The sequence below is a fragment of the Nonomuraea sp. NPDC048901 genome (assembly GCF_040649695.1).
In the GTDB taxonomy this organism is placed as follows: domain Bacteria; phylum Actinomycetota; class Actinomycetes; order Streptosporangiales; family Streptosporangiaceae; genus Nonomuraea.
In genome coordinates, this window is sequence record NZ_JBEZFW010000002.1 from 818,018 (window position 1) to 834,849 (window position 16,832).

The 16,832-nt window shown below is 71.7% G+C and carries 13 protein-coding genes; 7 read left to right on the forward strand and 6 right to left on the reverse strand.

The features are described from left to right. Nucleotides 1-4: 4 nt before the first annotated feature. Nucleotides 5-1,294, reverse strand: coding sequence for an MFS transporter (locus tag AB0C30_RS08825; RefSeq protein ID WP_357941120.1), 1,290 nt, complete (start codon nucleotides 1,292-1,294; stop codon nucleotides 5-7). A 149-nt stretch (nucleotides 1,295-1,443) separates the two neighbouring features. Next, nucleotides 1,444-2,259 (reverse strand): MOSC N-terminal beta barrel domain-containing protein, encoded by an 816-nt coding sequence (locus AB0C30_RS08830; RefSeq protein WP_357941122.1) that lies wholly within the window; start codon nucleotides 2,257-2,259, stop codon nucleotides 1,444-1,446. A 122-nt stretch (nucleotides 2,260-2,381) separates the two neighbouring features. Here AB0C30_RS08830 and AB0C30_RS08835 point away from each other — a divergent pair, with 122 nt between their 5' ends. After that, entirely contained in the window at nucleotides 2,382-3,164 is a 783-nt protein-coding gene (locus AB0C30_RS08835; RefSeq protein ID WP_357941124.1) for an alpha/beta fold hydrolase, read from the forward strand. A 67-nt stretch (nucleotides 3,165-3,231) separates the two neighbouring features. On the opposite strand, the gene AB0C30_RS08840 is transcribed toward AB0C30_RS08835, so the two are convergent. The 4 genes from AB0C30_RS08840 to AB0C30_RS08855 all read right to left on the reverse strand — a co-directional run bounded on the left by AB0C30_RS08840 (nucleotide 3,232) and on the right by AB0C30_RS08855 (nucleotide 9,404). Then, entirely contained in the window at nucleotides 3,232-5,523 is a 2,292-nt protein-coding gene (locus AB0C30_RS08840; RefSeq protein WP_357941126.1) for a protein kinase, read from the reverse strand. 226 nt (nucleotides 5,524-5,749) lie between these two features. After that, nucleotides 5,750-7,132, reverse strand: coding sequence for a DUF1116 domain-containing protein (locus AB0C30_RS08845; RefSeq protein WP_357941128.1), 1,383 nt, complete (start codon nucleotides 7,130-7,132; stop codon nucleotides 5,750-5,752). Then, on the reverse strand, nucleotides 7,129-8,478 hold the full coding sequence (locus tag AB0C30_RS08850; protein ID WP_357941130.1) for an FdrA family protein: 1,350 nt from the start codon (nucleotides 8,476-8,478) through the stop codon (nucleotides 7,129-7,131). The genes AB0C30_RS08845 and AB0C30_RS08850 overlap by 4 nt, the downstream gene beginning before the upstream one ends. Further along, nucleotides 8,475-9,404, reverse strand: a complete 930-nt coding sequence (locus AB0C30_RS08855; protein WP_357941132.1) for a DUF2877 domain-containing protein — start codon at nucleotides 9,402-9,404, stop codon at nucleotides 8,475-8,477. The genes AB0C30_RS08850 and AB0C30_RS08855 overlap by 4 nt, the downstream gene beginning before the upstream one ends. 131 nt (nucleotides 9,405-9,535) lie before the next feature. On the opposite strand from AB0C30_RS08855, the gene AB0C30_RS08860 reads away from it, so the two are divergent. The 6 genes from AB0C30_RS08860 (at nucleotide 9,536) to cutA (ending at nucleotide 16,828) form a co-directional block, all read left to right on the forward strand. Next, nucleotides 9,536-11,176, forward strand: a complete 1,641-nt coding sequence (locus AB0C30_RS08860) for a PucR family transcriptional regulator ligand-binding domain-containing protein (RefSeq protein ID WP_357941134.1) — start codon at nucleotides 9,536-9,538, stop codon at nucleotides 11,174-11,176. Between the two features lie 11 nt (nucleotides 11,177-11,187). Further along, nucleotides 11,188-11,391: an RNA-binding S4 domain-containing protein gene (locus AB0C30_RS08865; RefSeq protein ID WP_357941136.1), complete on the forward strand. Its 204-nt coding sequence runs from the start codon at nucleotides 11,188-11,190 to the stop codon at nucleotides 11,389-11,391. A gap of 277 nt (nucleotides 11,392-11,668) precedes the next feature. After that, nucleotides 11,669-13,033 (forward strand): solute carrier family 23 protein, encoded by a 1,365-nt coding sequence (locus tag AB0C30_RS08870; protein ID WP_357941138.1) that lies wholly within the window; start codon nucleotides 11,669-11,671, stop codon nucleotides 13,031-13,033. Next, nucleotides 13,030-13,953, forward strand: a complete 924-nt coding sequence (locus AB0C30_RS08875; protein WP_357941140.1) for an FAD binding domain-containing protein — start codon at nucleotides 13,030-13,032, stop codon at nucleotides 13,951-13,953. Before AB0C30_RS08870 ends, AB0C30_RS08875 begins: the two co-directional genes overlap by 4 nt. Before the next feature lie 11 nt (nucleotides 13,954-13,964). Beyond that, nucleotides 13,965-14,447, forward strand: a complete 483-nt coding sequence (locus tag AB0C30_RS08880) for a (2Fe-2S)-binding protein (protein ID WP_357941142.1) — start codon at nucleotides 13,965-13,967, stop codon at nucleotides 14,445-14,447. Nucleotides 14,448-14,449: 2 nt separating this feature from the next. Then, complete coding sequence (gene cutA / locus AB0C30_RS08885) at nucleotides 14,450-16,828, forward strand: aerobic carbon-monoxide dehydrogenase large subunit (RefSeq protein WP_357941143.1); 2,379 nt, start codon at nucleotides 14,450-14,452, stop codon at nucleotides 16,826-16,828. Nucleotides 16,829-16,832 lie beyond the last annotated feature (4 nt).

Consider the following 16,832-nt stretch of genomic DNA (forward strand, 5'->3'; position numbering starts at 1 on the left):
CACGTCACATGGCGGGTGTCAGCGGGCCGCTGTTCACGTGGCGCCAGGTGATCGCCAGCCAGACCCCGGCCAGTGTCACCATCACCCCCACCACCAGCCCGAGCACCCCGTACGACAGCCCGCCCACGATCGCGCCCGCGACGATCGTGCCGGTGGCGCCGCACACGTTCATCAGCAGGTCGGACAGGCCCTGCACGGCGGGCCGGCTCCCGACCGGGACCGACTCGCTGACCAGCGCCGATCCCGCCACCAGGCCGCACGACCAGCCGAGGCCGAGCAGCACCAGCGCGCTGGTCACCTGCCAGACGCGGTGCCCGGCCGTACCCGCCAGAACGGCGGCGCTGAGCAGCAGCGCCATGCCGAGCAGCAGCACCGGCACCTTGCCCGCCTTGTCGGCCAGCCAGCCGACCACCGGTGACATGACGTACATCCCGGCGATGTGCAGGCTGATCACCAGGCCGATGATGTCCAGATTCGAGCCGTCGTGGTGGAGTTTGACCGGGGTCATCGACATGACCGACACCATCGCGGTGTGGCTGACCGCGATCATGACCAGGGCCTTGCGGGCCATGGGGGTGGTGCGCAGGGTCGTCCAGGCGTTCCTGATCGTCCGGTTCTGGCCGGCGGCGGGGGGTTGCGTGTCGTTCAGCCGGCGGGCCACTTTGAGCGGGTCCGGGCGCAGGCCGACCAGGATGATGAGCATCGCCAGCGCGAACGCCAGCGCCGCGAACGCGAACGGCCCGGCCTTCTCCACGAGGCCCGCGCTCATGCCGATCTGGTCGGCGGGCTTGGCCAGGTTCGGGCCGGCGACGGAGCCGATGGTGGCCGCCCAGACGACCAGGGACAGGTGCCTGGCGGCGTGCCCCGGCGGTGACAGGTCGGTCGCCGAGTAGCGGGCCGCCAGGTTCCCCGCGCTGCCGCCGCCCACCAGAACCAGGCCGACCAGCAGCAGCGGCCAGTTGCCGAGGCTGATGGCGCCGACGGACAACGCGCAGCCCGCCAGCGCGGCCACGTACGCCAGCGTGAGGCCCGTCCGCCGGCCGCCCCTGCCGGACGCCTTGGCGGTCGGCAGGGCGAGGAGGGCCGCGCCGAGTACGGTCGCGGTGCCCGCGAAGCCGCTGATCACGGTGGATCCGGAGAGCTCGTCGACGACGACTGAGCTCAGTGCCAGGCCGACTGCGACGCCTACGCCGCCTACTATTTGCGCGGCGGACAGGATCACGAGAGTGCGCCGCTGGACGGCCCGGATCCGGTCAGGGGATGAAATATCGGGCTTTATAGGGGCGCTGGTCACTTGTGAAGTCTCGCATAGCCCATGAGATCCCCCCAAAGGCCCAAATCACCCCACGCGGCGTTATTCAACTACTTAAGGCTGCTTTCGGGTGGGATGGGGTTTTCGCCGCCCGGCTCGGAGGTTCGCCCGCCTGGCTCCGAGAACCCGGCTCAGAGGATCGTCACCGGATCCCCCTGCGCGATCCGGCCAGGGGCGTCCGGGATGAGGTTCACGCCGAACCAGACCTTGCCGTCCCACCTGCGGTGCCTGGCCAGGGTGCGGATGGGCTCCTTGCCCTTGGTGTAGGTGGCGGCGTCCACGGTGGTCAGTACGCATCGGTCACAGCCCTTGACCACCCGGAACTCCGTGTCGCCGACGCGGACGCGCCTCCATCCGTCCTCGGCGAAGGCGTCCGGCACGCCGTCCACGACCACGTTCGGCCGGAATCTGCTCATGGGCAGCGGCGTGGGCAGCTCCTCGCCACTCTCGACCGCCGTCTCCGCGATCCAGTCGTTGAGCCGGGCCAGCGAAGCCGTGGAGGTGAGCAGCAGCGGATAGGCGTCGGCCAGGCTGACCCGGTCGTCCGGCCGGCCGTACTCGGGATCGACGGGACGGCGGGTGGGGTCGTCCTGCCAGGCCAGCCGGACGGGGCGGTCGATCAGCGCGCTCAGCCACGCGGCCGCGTCGTCGCCGCAGTCGGTCAGCTCTATCGACGTCTTCCGCATCTTGATCACCGAACGGCCGGCGGTGGGAGTGACCCGCAGCGGCGCGGCGTGCGGGCCGGTGAGCTTGAGCGTCTCGCCGTCCGGTTCCGGCACGCACATCAGCAGCCGGGGGAGCTCGCGGGCGGTCAGCATCTCGCCGTGCTCGTCGACGATGAGGTAGCGCCGGTCACCGGCCAGGCCCCAGGGCTGCACCTCGGCCTCATGTACCTCGTGCCCGGTCGTCGATTTGACGGGATAGATGTGGATGCTCGCCAGCTTCATGCGGCCGACGGTACATGACGCCCACCTGCGGGGGATTCGGCGACCGGCCAAGGGCTGAGGCGCTGGGGAGCGGCCGTCGGGCGGCTGTTAGCGTACCGATCATTCCGAGCGAGGAGAGCCTTGTGAGAGCTGCCACACCTGCTGTGACCTTCGACAGTGACGGGGTCCCGTTGATGGGAGTGCTGCACCTGCCGGCCGGCGAGGGGCCGCATCCGACCGTGGTGGTGCTGCACGGGTTTCCCGGCAATGAGCGCAACTTCGATCTGGCCCAGGCGCTGCGCCAGGCGGGGTACGCCAGCCTGGTCTTCCATTACCGGGGCTCCTGGGGCGTCGGTGGGGACTGGTCGTGGGGGAACGGCCTGGCGGACGCGGCGCGGGTGGTGGCGGCCGTCCGGGAGAAGCCGTTCGCGGCCGAGCACCGGCTCGACCCGGAGCGGGTCGCCCTCGTCGGACATAGCTTCGGGGGGTTCGTCGCCTTGATGACGGCCGCCGCGGATCCGGGGATCGCGGCCGCCGTATCGGTGTCCGGCGTCGACTTCGGCACGATCTCCCGCGGGCTCGACGCCGAAGGGCGGAGGGAGTGGGTCGAGGCGTTCGACGGTGAACTGCTCCCGCTCACCGGCACCAGCGGTGAAGCGCTGGTGGCCGAGATGGAGGCCGCGGGGGAGGAGTGGAGCCTGGCCTCGCTGGCACCCGCGTTCGCCGGACGCCCGGTGATGCTGATCGGGACCGGACTCGACCCCGTGACGCCCGCCGCGGTACACCACCGGCCGCTGCTGCCCGCGTACGCGGGGGCGGCGCTCGAACACCACGAATGGGCCACCGACCACGCCCTGTCCGACCACCGCGCCGAACTGGCCACGACGGTCCGCGACTTCCTCGACCGCGCTCTCGGCGTGCGATAACCGTTCAGATCCCGGCCGCGCGCTCCACCCAGCCGCGCTCATGACGCGGTGGCTGGGTCTCAGGTGGTCACGTCTGGCGGAAGGTGTCGAAGAAGACCTTGCGGGTTTCGGCCTGGTCGTCCCACTTGAGTTCGGGCATGTTGAAGGTGATCTTGTACGCGTTGGTGTCGTCGATCGTGACGAAACGGGTCAGCGCGTGCATGGGGACGCCGTTGGCCAGGGTGTAGGTGTACTCCCAGTCGGCGGCCTTCCAGTCGCGATACCGCGTCGCCTGGAGCTGTACCTGGATGTAGCCGTCGACGCGACCGGCCGCCTCCTCGCGGGTCAGTTCCGACAGGCCTCCGTCCTGCTGCGGGGTCGTCTGCTCGATGCGGGTCGTCATGCCGGAGTCCTTGGGCCCGGTGAAGGTGGCGTCGCCGCCTGACGCGGTCAGCTTCCAGCCGTCGGGGACGGCGGCGGAGAAGCCGGGCGGGGTCTGCTCGCTGAAGCCCTTGGGCACGGTCGCCGTCAGGGGATCGGCGGCGGGTGGCGACGACACCTCCTGGGTGATCGCCACGCTCGGCACCGGCGCGGGTGCGCTGCCCGTGCGGACGTACAGGACGACGGCCACGATCACGCCGATGGTGGCGATGCCCGTGACGATCAGGCGCGGGGTGGGGCGGCCGTCGCGGAGCCAGCCGCCCTCATCGTCGTCCTCGTGCCTGCGCCTGCTCTTGGTCAGGCGCTCCGAGGTGGCGCTGGGCAGCTTGGTGAGACGGTCGTGGGTCAGGTCGCGCGACAGGTCGATGGCCTGGTCGCGCAGGTGGTCCGGCGAGGCCAGCGGCCAGGGGGCGGCGGCGCGGCTGTCACTGGTCAGGGGCAGGATCGGCTGCGGGCCCGACGGGCTCGGGGAGTCCGCACGCGATTCCGGGATCCGGCGCGGCCCCGAAGGGCTCCCGAACGCCCCGCTGTCAGAGGCCCGATGGGATCCCGACGGCTCGCCGAACGACGGCGGCGCGCCGAGCGGCCCGCTGGGCGGGAAGCCCGGCGACGACGGTGGCCCGCCTGACGGGAAGCCCGGCGACGACGGTGGCCCACTCGCTGGGTAGCCCGGCGACGACGGCGGCCCGTCCAGCGGGGAGCCCGGCGAGGACACGGGCCCGGACGGAAAGCTGCCCGACGGGTAGCTGCCCGGCAGAGGACGCACCAAGGACGGTCCGGCCGGATCGCTCAGCGACGGGTGCGGCCCCGTCGGCGGGCGCTCCCCGGCCTCCGGTATCCGGTGCGACCCCGACTGGCTGGTGAACGCCTCGAACCCGTCCGCCCGGGGCAGCGACGGCAGTGCGTCCGTGCGGTGGCTGCCCGACGGGCTCGACATCCCCTCGTAGGGCATGGAGTAGCCGCCCGACGGGCTGTTCAGCGGGTCGTACGGCACGCGCACCGGCCCCGAGGGCGTCTCCACGATCCGCGACGGCATCGGCCCGGACAGCGAGTCGAACGGCGGCAGCAACCCGGCGGGCGTCGAGTCCGCCTCCGTGGGCAGGGACCGTGAGGTCTCGGCGGGTCGCGGGCGGGTCGAGCCGTGGGCGTGCAGGATCCGCTCCAGCAGATCGCCGACCTGCTCGGCGGTGAGACGTTCGGCCGGGTTCTTGCGCAGCAGGCCCTCGATCACCGGCGCCAGCGCGCCGGCCCGCTGCGGCGTGACAGGGTCCTGTGTGAGGACCGCGCCCAGCACCGCGATCGGGTCCGGCCCTTCGTACGGCGGGCGTCCCTCCACAGCCGCATACATCGTCGCCCCGAACGACCACAGGTCGGCCGCCTGGGTGATCGACTGCCCGGACAGCCGCTCCGGCGGGATGTAGGCGGGCGAGCCCATGAGCAGCCCGGTCTGCGTGATCGTGACGTCGCCCTCGATCGCGGCGATGCCGAAGTCGGTCAGCACCACGCGGTCGGAGGTGAGCAGGACGTTGCCCGGCTTGATGTCACGGTGCAGGATCCCGGCCGCGTGCGCGTGCCGGACCGCGTCGAGCACCCGGATGCCGATCTCGGCGGCCTGGATCACCGGGAGGGGTCCGCTCTGGCGGACCGCCTGCTCCAGGGACCACGCCCGGACCAGCTCCATGACGATCCACGGCCGGCCGTCTTCTTCGACGACGTCGTGCACGGTCACGATGCCGGGGTGCGTCAGCCGCGCGGCGGACCGGGCCTCGCGCAGCATGCGCCGGTGGGCCACCTGCTTGCCCGCCTGGTCGAGCCCGTACGGCAGGATCAGCTCCTTGACCGCCACGTCGCGGGCGAGCAGCACGTCATGCGCGTGCCACACCATCCCCATGCCGCCCCGGCCGACCGGTGACATCAACCGGTAGCGCCTGCCGATCAAACGACCCTGGCTCTGTGAAGCGTTTCCCTCCGCACCGGGTCCGCTGAGCAAGCGGTCGGCTGCCATGTTCCCGCCCCAATCTCCAGCCTCATCGGTCACAAGCGTCGCGCCGCCATACGTCAAGATTATGAGCGTTGGCCACGATATAGGCAGGTCATTCCCAAGGGAACCACAACTCGGCTCTTACAAATGCCTTGACGTGTCGCAATATCGCCCATCAATTGGATCAATTACGGTCGGCGGCCAGGGCGAGCAATGCGGCGGTGAATGCCTCTACCGGGGGCTTCACCAGGCCCGCACCGACCTGGCCGGTGCCCGCCACGCGGCCCGCGATACCGGTGTTGACGACGGGCAACACGCCGGTCCTGGCCACCAGAGTGATGTCGATGCCGACCGGTGTGCCGCGGAAGCCGAGTCCCGGGATCTGGTAGGCGGGATGCTCGGCGAGCGTGATCTCGTACATGGACCGGGTCGCCGCCACCGCGTCCGCCACCTCGCCGCCGACGAAGCGCACGATGGCCGGGGACGCCGCCATCGCGAACCCGCCCAGGCCCGACGTCTCGGTGATCGTGGAGTCGCCGATGTCCGGATTGGCGTCCGCCGGGCCGTACGCGCCGAGGTAGAGCCCGTCCGGCACGCCCGCCGGCCCGGTGAACCACCGATCGCCCAGCCCCGAGACCTGTACTCCGAAATCGGTGCCGTTGCGGGCCATGGCGACGACCATCGAGGAGCCGGGTACGTTCCTGGCCGCGTCGGTGCTCACCTTGCCCGCGGCCATGGCGGCGTTCAGGAAGAAGTGGTCGTTGCCGTTGACGAAGCGCAGCACCTCGGCGGCGCTGCCGGCCGCCGCCTCGACCACCCAGGGGGCCAGCTCGCGCAGGAACAGCGAGGTGGCGGCGCGGTTGCGGTTGTGCAGCTCGTCGCCCATCTGCAGCGCCTGCGCGATCATCGCGCGCAGGTCGATCGGGCCGCCCAGCTCGATCGCGGCCGACAGGACGGGTCCGAGCACCCGGTCCATCCACTGCAGCCGCTCCAGCACCTCGGGTCCGTACGCGCCGTAACGCAGCACCTTGCCCAGGCCCTCGTTGAGCGAGCAGTAGGCCGTGCCGCCGTGCTCGGCGTCGCGTACCTCCAGCATCCACATAGACGGGCTCACCACGCCCGCCATCGGGCCGACCGTGGCGTGCCGATGGCAGGGCTCCAGGAGTACCCGGCCGACGGCCAGCAGCTCCTCGGCCGACGGCACGTCATGGGCGTACTCCTCGAGCAGCATCGCGCCGATCAGCGCCCCGCGCATCGGGCCCGACGCGCGCTCCCAGTCGATGGGCGGCCCCGCGTGCAGGAACATCCGCTCCGGCAGGTCGAGCACCTCCGAGGCCCGCCGTACCCCGACGAGCTGGGGGCGGGCCGAGGTCAGGCGGCCGACGGCCCGTTCGTTGGCCGCGGGCAGGCGCGGGTCGGCGAGCACCTTCGCGAGCGCGTCCGCGGTGCCGGGCAGGGGCGGCCGCCACGCGACGGCGGTCGTGGGCACGGCCTGCGCGTCGAGCGACTCCTGAAGGAGGGCGGCGCCGACGGTGATCACGTGGGGCGGACCGGAGAGCAGAGTCAAAGGAGGTTCCTGGCGTGCCGGGCGGCTTGGGCGTTGGAGGTGAAGACGGTGGCGCCCGCCTCGCGGAACGCCGCGGCCTGCCGGTGCAGGCCTTGGGGGTCGCCCTCGGTGCCGATGAGCGCGACGACGACGGTGGCTCCATGGTGGGTGGCGTGGGCGACGGCCGAGGCGAGGGAGGCGGCCGGGTCGGGGTCGGCGCCGTGCCCGAGTACGACGTCCATGAGGATCACATCGCCCGGCTCCACCTGGGCCAGGGCCTCCAGACGGAGCGTCGGGTCGATCATCGGATGGGCGCGGCCCCTGGTGTAGGCGTCGTCGCCGTAGTCGGTGAACTCGCCCGCCCCGGCGATCAGGCTCGCCTCGGCGCACAGCGTGCCGCCCGAGTAGACGCCCTTGAGTTTCGTGTACGCCGACGTGGGCGACCAGCCGGGCCACGACTCCCAGGCGGGAACGGGCCGGCCGATGGCGCGCAGCGCCTCCTCCGCGGCCGCCGTCAGATCGCGCTCCCCGAGCAGCGCCGACACGACCGGCGTGCCCAGCCTCTCCACCACCTCCTGTACGGCCCGCGCCACCGCCGGGTCGGGCCGCTTGGAGACCAGCACGATCAGCTCGGTGGCCGGGTCGTCGTCCAGCATGCGCAGCGCCCGCATCGCCGACAGCCCGCCCACCTCGGCCGAAAGGTCCCTGCCGCCCACGCCGAGCACATGGCTGACCCCGGCGCCCGCCTGGTCGAGCAGGGACGTCACCTGCTGGGCGCCGGTGCCGGAGGCCGCGACGACGCCGATCGGGCCCGGCCTGAGCACGTTGGCGAACCCCAGCCCCACCCCGGCGATCACGGCGGTGCCGCAGTCGGGGCCCATGACCAGCACGTCACGCTCCTCGGCCAGCAGCTTGAGCCGCCGCTCCCGGGCGACCGGCACGCCGTCGCTGAAGATCATCACGGGTAGTCCCGCGTGGATCGCGTCGAGCGCCTCGGCGAACGCGTGCTCTCCCGGAACCGACACGAGCACCAGGTCGGCCGGGCTTCTGGCCGCCGAGAGGGTGGTGAGCGGGGGTTGGTCGGCGGCCGCCCGGGTCCGGGAGGCGGACAGCCGGGCCAGGGCGTGGTCGAGCTCGCCGGTGGCGGTGTCCACACTGTCGCCGCGCAGGGCGACGAGCAGGTCGCCCGGGTCGGCGGCGGGCAGGTCGAAGCCCAGGTCGCGAGCCAGGGCGAGGTTCAGTTCCGTGGCCATGGCGACGATGGCCACCCGCATGCCGGGCAGGTCCGACAGCGAGCGGCTGACGCGCATGAGGGTGACGGAGTCGTGGTAGACGCCCTTGCGCAGCAGCACCGCGTCGCGGGTCATCCGGTCACGCTCAAGGCGCGGGCCGGGGTCGGGGCCTCCGTCATGGCCGGGACATGGGGCAGGCTTTGGGGCGGGCTCGGGGCCTCCGCCATGGCCAGGACGGTGTCGAGACCGATGGAGATGCCCTGGAGGAGGTCGGATCCGGAGGTGTGGCCGAGCCGCCGCAGCTGCCGCCGCGCCGGTTCGAGCTCCTGCCGCCCGGCGATGCCGCGCAGCACGGCGATCACCTCGGGGCTGGCCTCGCCTCTGGCCGCGCAGTGCAGGAGTGTCGCCGAGATCGGCGTCGTACGGGTGCGGGCGTCGTACGTCACGGTCGCGGCCAGCCAGTCCGCCAGCCACACCGCCCGCTCCGCCTCGGCCGCCGCGCCGAGGTGCCTGAGCGTCACCAGCAGCCCGGCCAGCACGTCGTCCCCGCTCGGCGTCAGCCCCGGACCGAGGCCGACCAGCCGTTCGGCCGCCGTGACCGCGCCCAGCAACCGGCCGCTCGCGCAGCCGGCCGCCAGGAGCTCGATGGCGTCGTTGCCCGCCAATCCGGGCTCGCCGGGGGTCAGGCGAGGGGCGGCCTGCCTGAGCCGTTCGGGATCGACCCGGCCGAGCGGCGGCGCGGGATCCCACCAGCGGCGCGCCCGTACGCTCAGCCGCCCCAGCTCGATGGCGCCGTCGCCCACGGCGGCCTCGTCACCCACGGTGACGCGCGGCAGCTCGGCGGCCAGCAGCACGGAGTTGGGCAGCCGCGTCGCCGCGCCCGTGATGACGGCCAGCACGGACGGCTCCAGCTCGGTCCTGACCTCCAGGTACACCCCGGCGGGGAAGACGGCCAGCACCCGCGCGGGGCTGCGCGGCGCCTCCAGCACAGGGCGTACCGCCGCGCTGGCCGCTCCTGTCACAGGGGTACGCGGGCGCCTCGCATGAATACCGACGGTCACCGAACCTCCCTACCGGCTCTGGACCTGACCGTAGAACGTGCCGCACAACCGTCCGTACGGAGAAATTTGCCAAGAGTCAGCGTGAAGGTTGGCTCTTCCTGACAGACCGCTTCTGGGGTCACAATCTCCACATGGAGCCCCCAGTCCGTCTCGCGAGCACGGGCACGATCACCCACGGCGTCTCGGTGGGGGAGGTGCTGGGCGTATCGACCCTCGCGGACGCCCGCCTCATCGCCGGCGAGAGCGGGCTGGGCCGCATCGTGCAGCGCCTCAACGTCATGGAGGTGCCCGACATCCTGGCCTGGGTCAAGCCGCACGAGCTGCTGCTGACCACCGGCTACCCGCTGCGCAACACCCCCCAGTCGCTCGGCCGCCTGGTGGCCGACCTCGACGAGCGCAAACTGGCGGCCCTGGCGATCAAGCTCGGCAGGTACGTGGACAAGCTGCCCGACGAGATGGTCGAGCAGGCCGACCGGCTCGGGTTCCCGCTCATCCTGCTGCCGAACGACGTCGGCTTCGACGACATCCTGAACCAGGTGCTGACCGACATCCTCAACCGCCAGGCCGCCGTGCTCGCCCGCGCCGAGGAGGCGCACCGGGCGCTGGTCCAGGTGGTGCTGGCCGGCGGCGGGCTGGACGAGGTGACCGCCGAGGTGGCCGCGCTGCTCGACGTGGCGGTGGCGGCGGTTGACGGCGGCGGGCGGGTGCTCGCCACGGCCGGGCCGCCCGACCACGTGACCCTCCTGTGGGAGTCGATCGCGCACGAGGGACCGCCGCTCGTCCCCGCCTCGGGCCGTACTCCGTCCGGCAGGCCCGCTTCCGGTACGGCGGGCCGCACGCGCGCGTTCGCCTCCGTTCCCGTCCTCGCGGGCGGCCACCACCACGGCCGCATCGTCGCCTACAGCCCGGCCGGGACGCTCCGTGACAGCGACGTCGGCATATTGGAGCGCGCCGCGACCGTCGCCGCGCTCGTCGTCACCAGGCAGGAGGCGGTCAACGCCGTCGAGAGCAAGTACCGGGCCGACTTCCTGCGCGACGTGCTCACCGGCCGGGCGGGCACGGCCGAGCGCGTCACGGCGCGGGCCAGGGCGTTCGGCTGGGATCTGGAACGGCCCGTCACCGTGCTGGTCGCCGAACTCGACCCGGACGGCGACGAACGCGCCACCCAGGACCGCCTGGTCGCGTGCTGGGTCGCGGCGATGCGCCGCCACGACCCCCAGGGCGCGGTCGCGGGCTTCTCGCACGAGGTGGTGGCCGTACTGGACGCCACGGTGGACGCCGCCAGGGTGGCCAAGGACGCCGCCTCCTCCTTCGCCGACGTGCCGCCCGCCACGTTCTCGACCGGCACCTCCCGCCCGTCGCCCGGCGCCGACCTGCTGCCCGAGGCGTACTCGCAGGCTTTGAAGGCGGCCCGCGTCGGCCGCCAGCTCCACGGCCCCGGCGCGGTGGCCCACTTCGACCAGCTGGGCGTTTATCGGCTGCTGTCGCTGGTGAACGACACGGAGGAACTGCACGCGTTCGTCCGCGAGACGCTGGGCCCGCTGGCCCTGGACGACGACGCCGAGAACTCCGACCTGCGCAGAACCCTGCAGGTGCTCCTGGAGACCAACCTCAACGTGGCGGAGACGGCCAGGCGGCTGCACTTCCACTACAACACGCTGCGCTACCGCATCGGCAAGCTGGAGCGCCTGCTCGGCAACTTCACCGACGACCCCCACCTGCGCCTCAACCTGACCCTGGCCCTGCACGTGCTGCGCATGCGGGGCATCTAGGCTGAGTGGTCGTGGACTTCGAACTGCGCTCCGACTTCATCCCGCTGTGTGACCTGCTGAAGTACTGCGGGGTCACGGAGACGGGCGGCATGGCCAAACACCTGATCGCCGAGGGAATGGTGTCGGTGGATGGGGAAGTGGAGCTCCGGAAGACGTGCAAGATCCGGACGGGGCAGGTGGTGACGGGGGAGGGGTTCTCGATCCGGGTGCACTGAGGTTTGGCGGGCCTACCTGGCCGCGCTGAAGCGAGCGGGCCCGGTGGTGCCACCTACCACCGGCCGCCGCACTGGAACTGAGCGCTCACCGGAACCACCTGAAGGTAGTGCGCGACCACTCCTCTGGTCAGGAAAGCGAATTTGGCAGATCATGCCCGTGTACGAGCACGCCTGCGGGCCTAATGTGCCCGCAACGGCAGCACGAATCTGGAGCGGGATGCGGAAGGAGCCTGCGGGGCGGCACTGGAAGCGGCAGCCCGGGTGAAGAGGGGCTCACATGGTTTTCGGTTGGACCAAACACGGCGACGGCAAGCATCTGGCTCCCGGAGAGGTCGTCAAGCCCGACGAGCGGCTGACCTGGCCGCGCATGATCGGGTTCGGCGCGCAGCATGTGATCGCGATGTTCGGCGCGACGTTCGTGTTCCCGCTGGTGATGGGGCTGAGCCCCAATGTCGCGATCATGATGTCCGGCGTGGCCACGATCATGTTCCTGCTGATCGTGAAGGGCAAGATCCCCAGCTACCTGGGCACCAGCGCGTCGTTCGTGGGCGGTGTGCTGGCCATCAGGGCGGTGTTCGGCGGTGACACCCCCGGCGCCGATGCCATCGTGACCGGCGCGATCCTCATCGTCGGGTTCGTGCTCGCGCTGGTCGGGCTGGCCGTGCACTTCCTCGGGGTACAGATCATCCACCGGATCTTCCCGCCGATCGTGACCGGCGCGGTGGTCATGCTGATCGGGTTCGGGCTGGCCTACGTGGTGGCGGACGTCTACTGGCCCAAGGATCAGTGGATGGCGCTGATCACGATGCTGGTGACGTTCGTGATCGTGGTGGCGTTCAAGGGCTTCATCGGGCGCATCGGCATCCTGCTCGGCCTGATCGTCGGCTACGCGCTGTCCTGGGTGGCCGACCAGCTGTTCGGCCAGGTCCCGGCCTACACCGACGGCGCGCTCAAGATCGCCCCGCATCTGCGTGTCGACTTCTCCAAGCTGGAGGCGGCGCCATGGTTCGGCCTGCCGCCGTTTCATCTGCCAGACTTCAAGTTCTCCGCCGTGCTGCTCGTGCTGCCCGCGGTGATCGCGCTGATCGCGGAGAACATCGGTCACGTCAAGGCCGTGGGAGAGATGACGCGTACCGACGTCGATCCCTACATCGGCCGCGCCATCGCCGCCGACGGCCTGGCCACCGTGGTGACCAGCGCCGTCGGCGGCTCGCCCACCACCACCTACGCCGAGAACATCGGCGTCATGGCCGCCACCAAGGTCTACTCCACCGCCGCCTACTACATCGCCGCACTCATCGCCATCCTGTTCGGCCTGAGCCCGAAGTTCGGCGCGCTGGTCTCCGCGACTCCGGAAGGCGTTCTGGGCGGCGTGACGGTCATCCTGTACGGCATGATCGGCCTGCTCGGCGCCAAGATCTGGATCGAGAACCGGGTGAACTTCGCCGACCCGGTCAACATGGTCCCCATCGGCGCGGGCATCATCCTGGCGATCGGACCGGTGAAGCAATTGATCAGCGGCGACTTCCGGCTGGAGGGCATCGCGTTCGGCACGATCGTCGTGGTGGGCGGCTACCACCTGCTGCGCGTCATCGCCGGGCGGCCCGCCGACACAGCCGCCGCGGGGAGAGAGGCCGGGTGAAGCCGCCGCCCTTCGAACACCACGCGCCGCGCGACCTCGGCGAGGCCCTGGACGTCCTCGCCCAGGTGGGTCCGCGCGGCAAGGTGCTCGCGGGCGGCCAGAGCCTGATCCCCATGCTCAACATGCGGCTGGCGGCGCCCGAGCACCTGGTCGACATCAACCGCGTCGAGTCGCTGGCCAGCCTCGACCTCGCCGCCGAAGGCGTCACCGTGGGCGCGCTGGCCAGGCACGCCCAGGTGGAGCGGCTGGCCGGACATCCGCTGCTGCGGCAGGCGCTCCGGCTGGTCGCCCACCCGGTGATCCGCAACAGGGGCACGGTGGTGGGCAGCCTGGTGCACGCCGACCCGGCCGCCGAGCTGCCCGCCGTGCTGGCCCTGCTCGGCGGGTCGGTACGGCTGTCCCGGCTGGACGCCGCCGAGGGCGTGGTGAGCCGGGAGGTGACGGCCGCCGACTTCTTCGTCGGGCCGATGGAGTCGGCCGTCCAGCCGGGCGAACTCGCCGTTTCCGCATATTTCCCGATGCCGCCGGAACGGTCGGGTACGGCGTTCCGCGAGGTGGCCAGGAGGCACGGCGACTACGCCCTGGCCGGGGTGTGCGCGCTGGTCACGCTGGACGACGACCTGCGCGTCACCGCCGCCCGGGTGGCCTGCGTCAGCGTCGGCCCCGTGCCGGTGGTCGTGGACGTGGGCGGGCTGTGCGAGCGCCGTCCCCCCTCCAGCGTCGACTGGGCGGGCGTGGCGCGGGCCGTACGGGAGGCGACCGAGCCGGACGACGACATCCACGCGAGCGCCGCGTACCGGCTGCATCTGGTCGGCGTCCTCGCCGAGCAGGCGCTGAAGGACGCCGCCCGTGAGGCGGCGCTCAAGGACGTGGCCCGTGAGGTGGCGGGACCGTGGGGTAGCAGCCCAGCAGGTACGTGAGGGAGGCCGGATTGGAGCGCGAGCGCGAGATCACGCTGGTGGTGAACGGAGCCGCGCGGCGGGTGCGGGTGCCGGGACGGCGGCTGCTGTCCGACTGCCTGCGCCACGACCTCGGGCTGACCGGCACGCACGTGGGGTGCGAGCACGGCGTGTGCGGCTGCTGCACGGTGCTGCTGGACGGCGAGCCGGTGCGCTCGTGCCTGACGTTCGCGGTGACCGTCGACGGCAGCGAGATCACCACGGTGGAGGGGCTGGCCGGGCCGGAGGGGATGTCGGCGGTGCAGCGGGCGTTCGCGGAGTGCCACGGGCTGCAGTGCGGCTTCTGCACACCGGGCTTCCTGTGTACGGTGACCGCGCTGCTGCGTGACAACCCGGCGCCCACCGACGAGGAGGTGGTCGACGGCATCTCCGGCAACCTGTGCCGCTGCACCGGCTACCAGAACATCGTGAAGGCCGTCCACCGGGCGGCGGAGCTGATCGCCGAGGAGACCTAGGGATGACCACCAGGCTGTTCGGGGAGCCGGTCCAGCGCCGGGAGGACCCCAGGCTGCTCACCGGCGGGGGCCGCTACCTCGACGACCTGGGCTCCGGCGCGCTGGCCGCGGCGTTCGTCCGCTCGCCGCACGCCCACGCCCGCGTCCGCGACGTCGACGTGAGCGCCGCGCTCGACGTGGACGGCCTGGTCGCCATCTACACCTGGGAGGACCTGCCCGAGCGCGTGGGCCGTCCCCTGCCCCTGCTGATCCCGCATCCCGCCCTCACTCACGGCCGCACCGCCTACCCCCTGGCCAGGGACGTCGTCCGGCACGTGGGCGAGCCCGTGGTGATGGTCGTGGCCAGGGACCGCTACCTCGCCGAGGACGCCTGCGCGCTCATCGAGGTCGACTACGAGCCGCTCAAGCCGGTCGTCGGCATCGAGGAGGCTGTCCAGGGCGCGCAGCTGGTCCACGAGGACGTACCGGGCAACGTGGGCGCCCATCTGGTGCAGGAGGTGCCGAACCAGGCGGGCCGGAGCGCCCGCGAGGCCATCGAGGCGTCGCCGCACACGCTGAGCTTCCGGCTCGACATCGAGCGCAGCGCCAGCATGCCGCTGGAGGGCCGCGGCGTGTACGCCCGCTGGGACGGCTCCGACCTGCGCGTCTACACCAGCACCCAGACCTCGACCAGCGTCCGCATGGCCGTCGCCGCGGCCCTGGGCCTGCCATTGCCGCACGTCGAGGTGATCGCGCCCGACGTGGGCGGCGGGTTCGGGGTGAAGATCGTGCACCCGTGGCCGGAGGAGATCCTGGTGCCGTGGGCGGCGATGCGGCTCGGCCAGGAGGTCAAGTGGACCGAGGACCGGCGCGAGCACTTCATCTCCTCCGCCCACGAGCGGGGTCAGGTGCAGCACGTCAGGGTCGGTTTCGACGACGACGGGGTGGTTCAAGGGTTGGATGTGACGATCCTGCACGATCACGGCGCCTACACGCCGTACGGGATCATCGTCCCGATCATCACCTCGACGCAGCTGCTCGGGCCGTACCGGATCGGGGCCTACCGGGTCGAGTTCTCCGCCGTTTACACCAACACCGTGCAGGTCACCCCGTACCGGGGGGCGGGGCGGCCGCAGGCCGTGTTCTGCATGGAGCGGACGATGGACAAGATCGCCCGCTACCTGGGCAAGGACCGCACCGAGGTGCGCGCGGCGAACTTCATCCGCCCCGACGAGTTCCCCTACGACCAGGGCCTGATCTTCCAGGACGGACGCCCGCTGATCTACGACAGCGGCGACTACCCCGAGATGCTCCGCATGCTCAAGGAGCTCATCGGCTGGGACGACTTCGAACCCGGCCGGCACCGGGGCATCGGCATCGGCTGCTACGTCGAGGGCACCGGCGTCGGCCCGTACGAGGGCGGCCACGTCCAGATCACCTCCGACGGCCGCGTACACGTCTCCACCGGGCTCACCTCGCAGGGACAGGGCCACGAGACCGTGTTCGCCCAGATCGCCGCCACCGAGCTGGGCGTGCCCATCGAGCGGATCTCGGTCGTCACCGGCGACACGCGCAGGTTCGGGTACGCGGTCGGCACCTTCGCCTCCCGCGCGGCCGTGGTCAGCGGCAACGCCATCGCCCTGGCCTGCCGCAAGGTGCGGGAGAAGGCGCTGCGCATCGCCGCCGACGCGCTGGAGGCCGACCCGGCCGACCTGGAGATCGCCGACGGCCTGGTACACGTTGTGGGCGCCCCGACCGCCTCGATCCCGCTGTCCACGGTCGCGGTCCTGGCCAACCCGCTGCGGTACGCCTTCGACGAGGAGGCGGCCAAGGCGACCCAGTTCTCCGGCGTCTCCTCGCCCGACAAACCGCCGGTGGCCGAGGGCGACGAGCCGGGGCTGGAGGGCCGTGACTACTACTCGCCGATCAGGTCCACGTTCGCGGCCGGGATGCACGCCGCCATCGTCGAGACCGACCCGCTGACCGCCGAGATCAAGGTCCTGCGGTACGCGGTCGTGCACGACTGCGGCCGGCTGATCAACCCGATGATCGTGGAGGGACAGATCCACGGGGGAGTGGCCCAGGGCATCGGTGGCGCCCTGTACGAACGGATGGTGTACGACGGGCACGGGCAGCTGCTCAACGCCTCGTTCATGGACTTCCTCATGCCGTACGTCACGGAGATCCCGCGCATCGAGACCGCCCACCTGGAGACGCCGTCGCCGCTCAACCCGCTCGGCATCAAGGGGGCGGGAGAGGCCGGGGTGATCCCGGTCTCGGCGGTGATCGCGGGGGCGATCGAGGACGCGGAGGGCATCGAGATCGACCGCATGCCGATCTCGCCGTCCGAGCTGTTCGACCTCAGGAACCTCGCCGGACAGGACGCCGAGCCGGGCACTTAGCCGG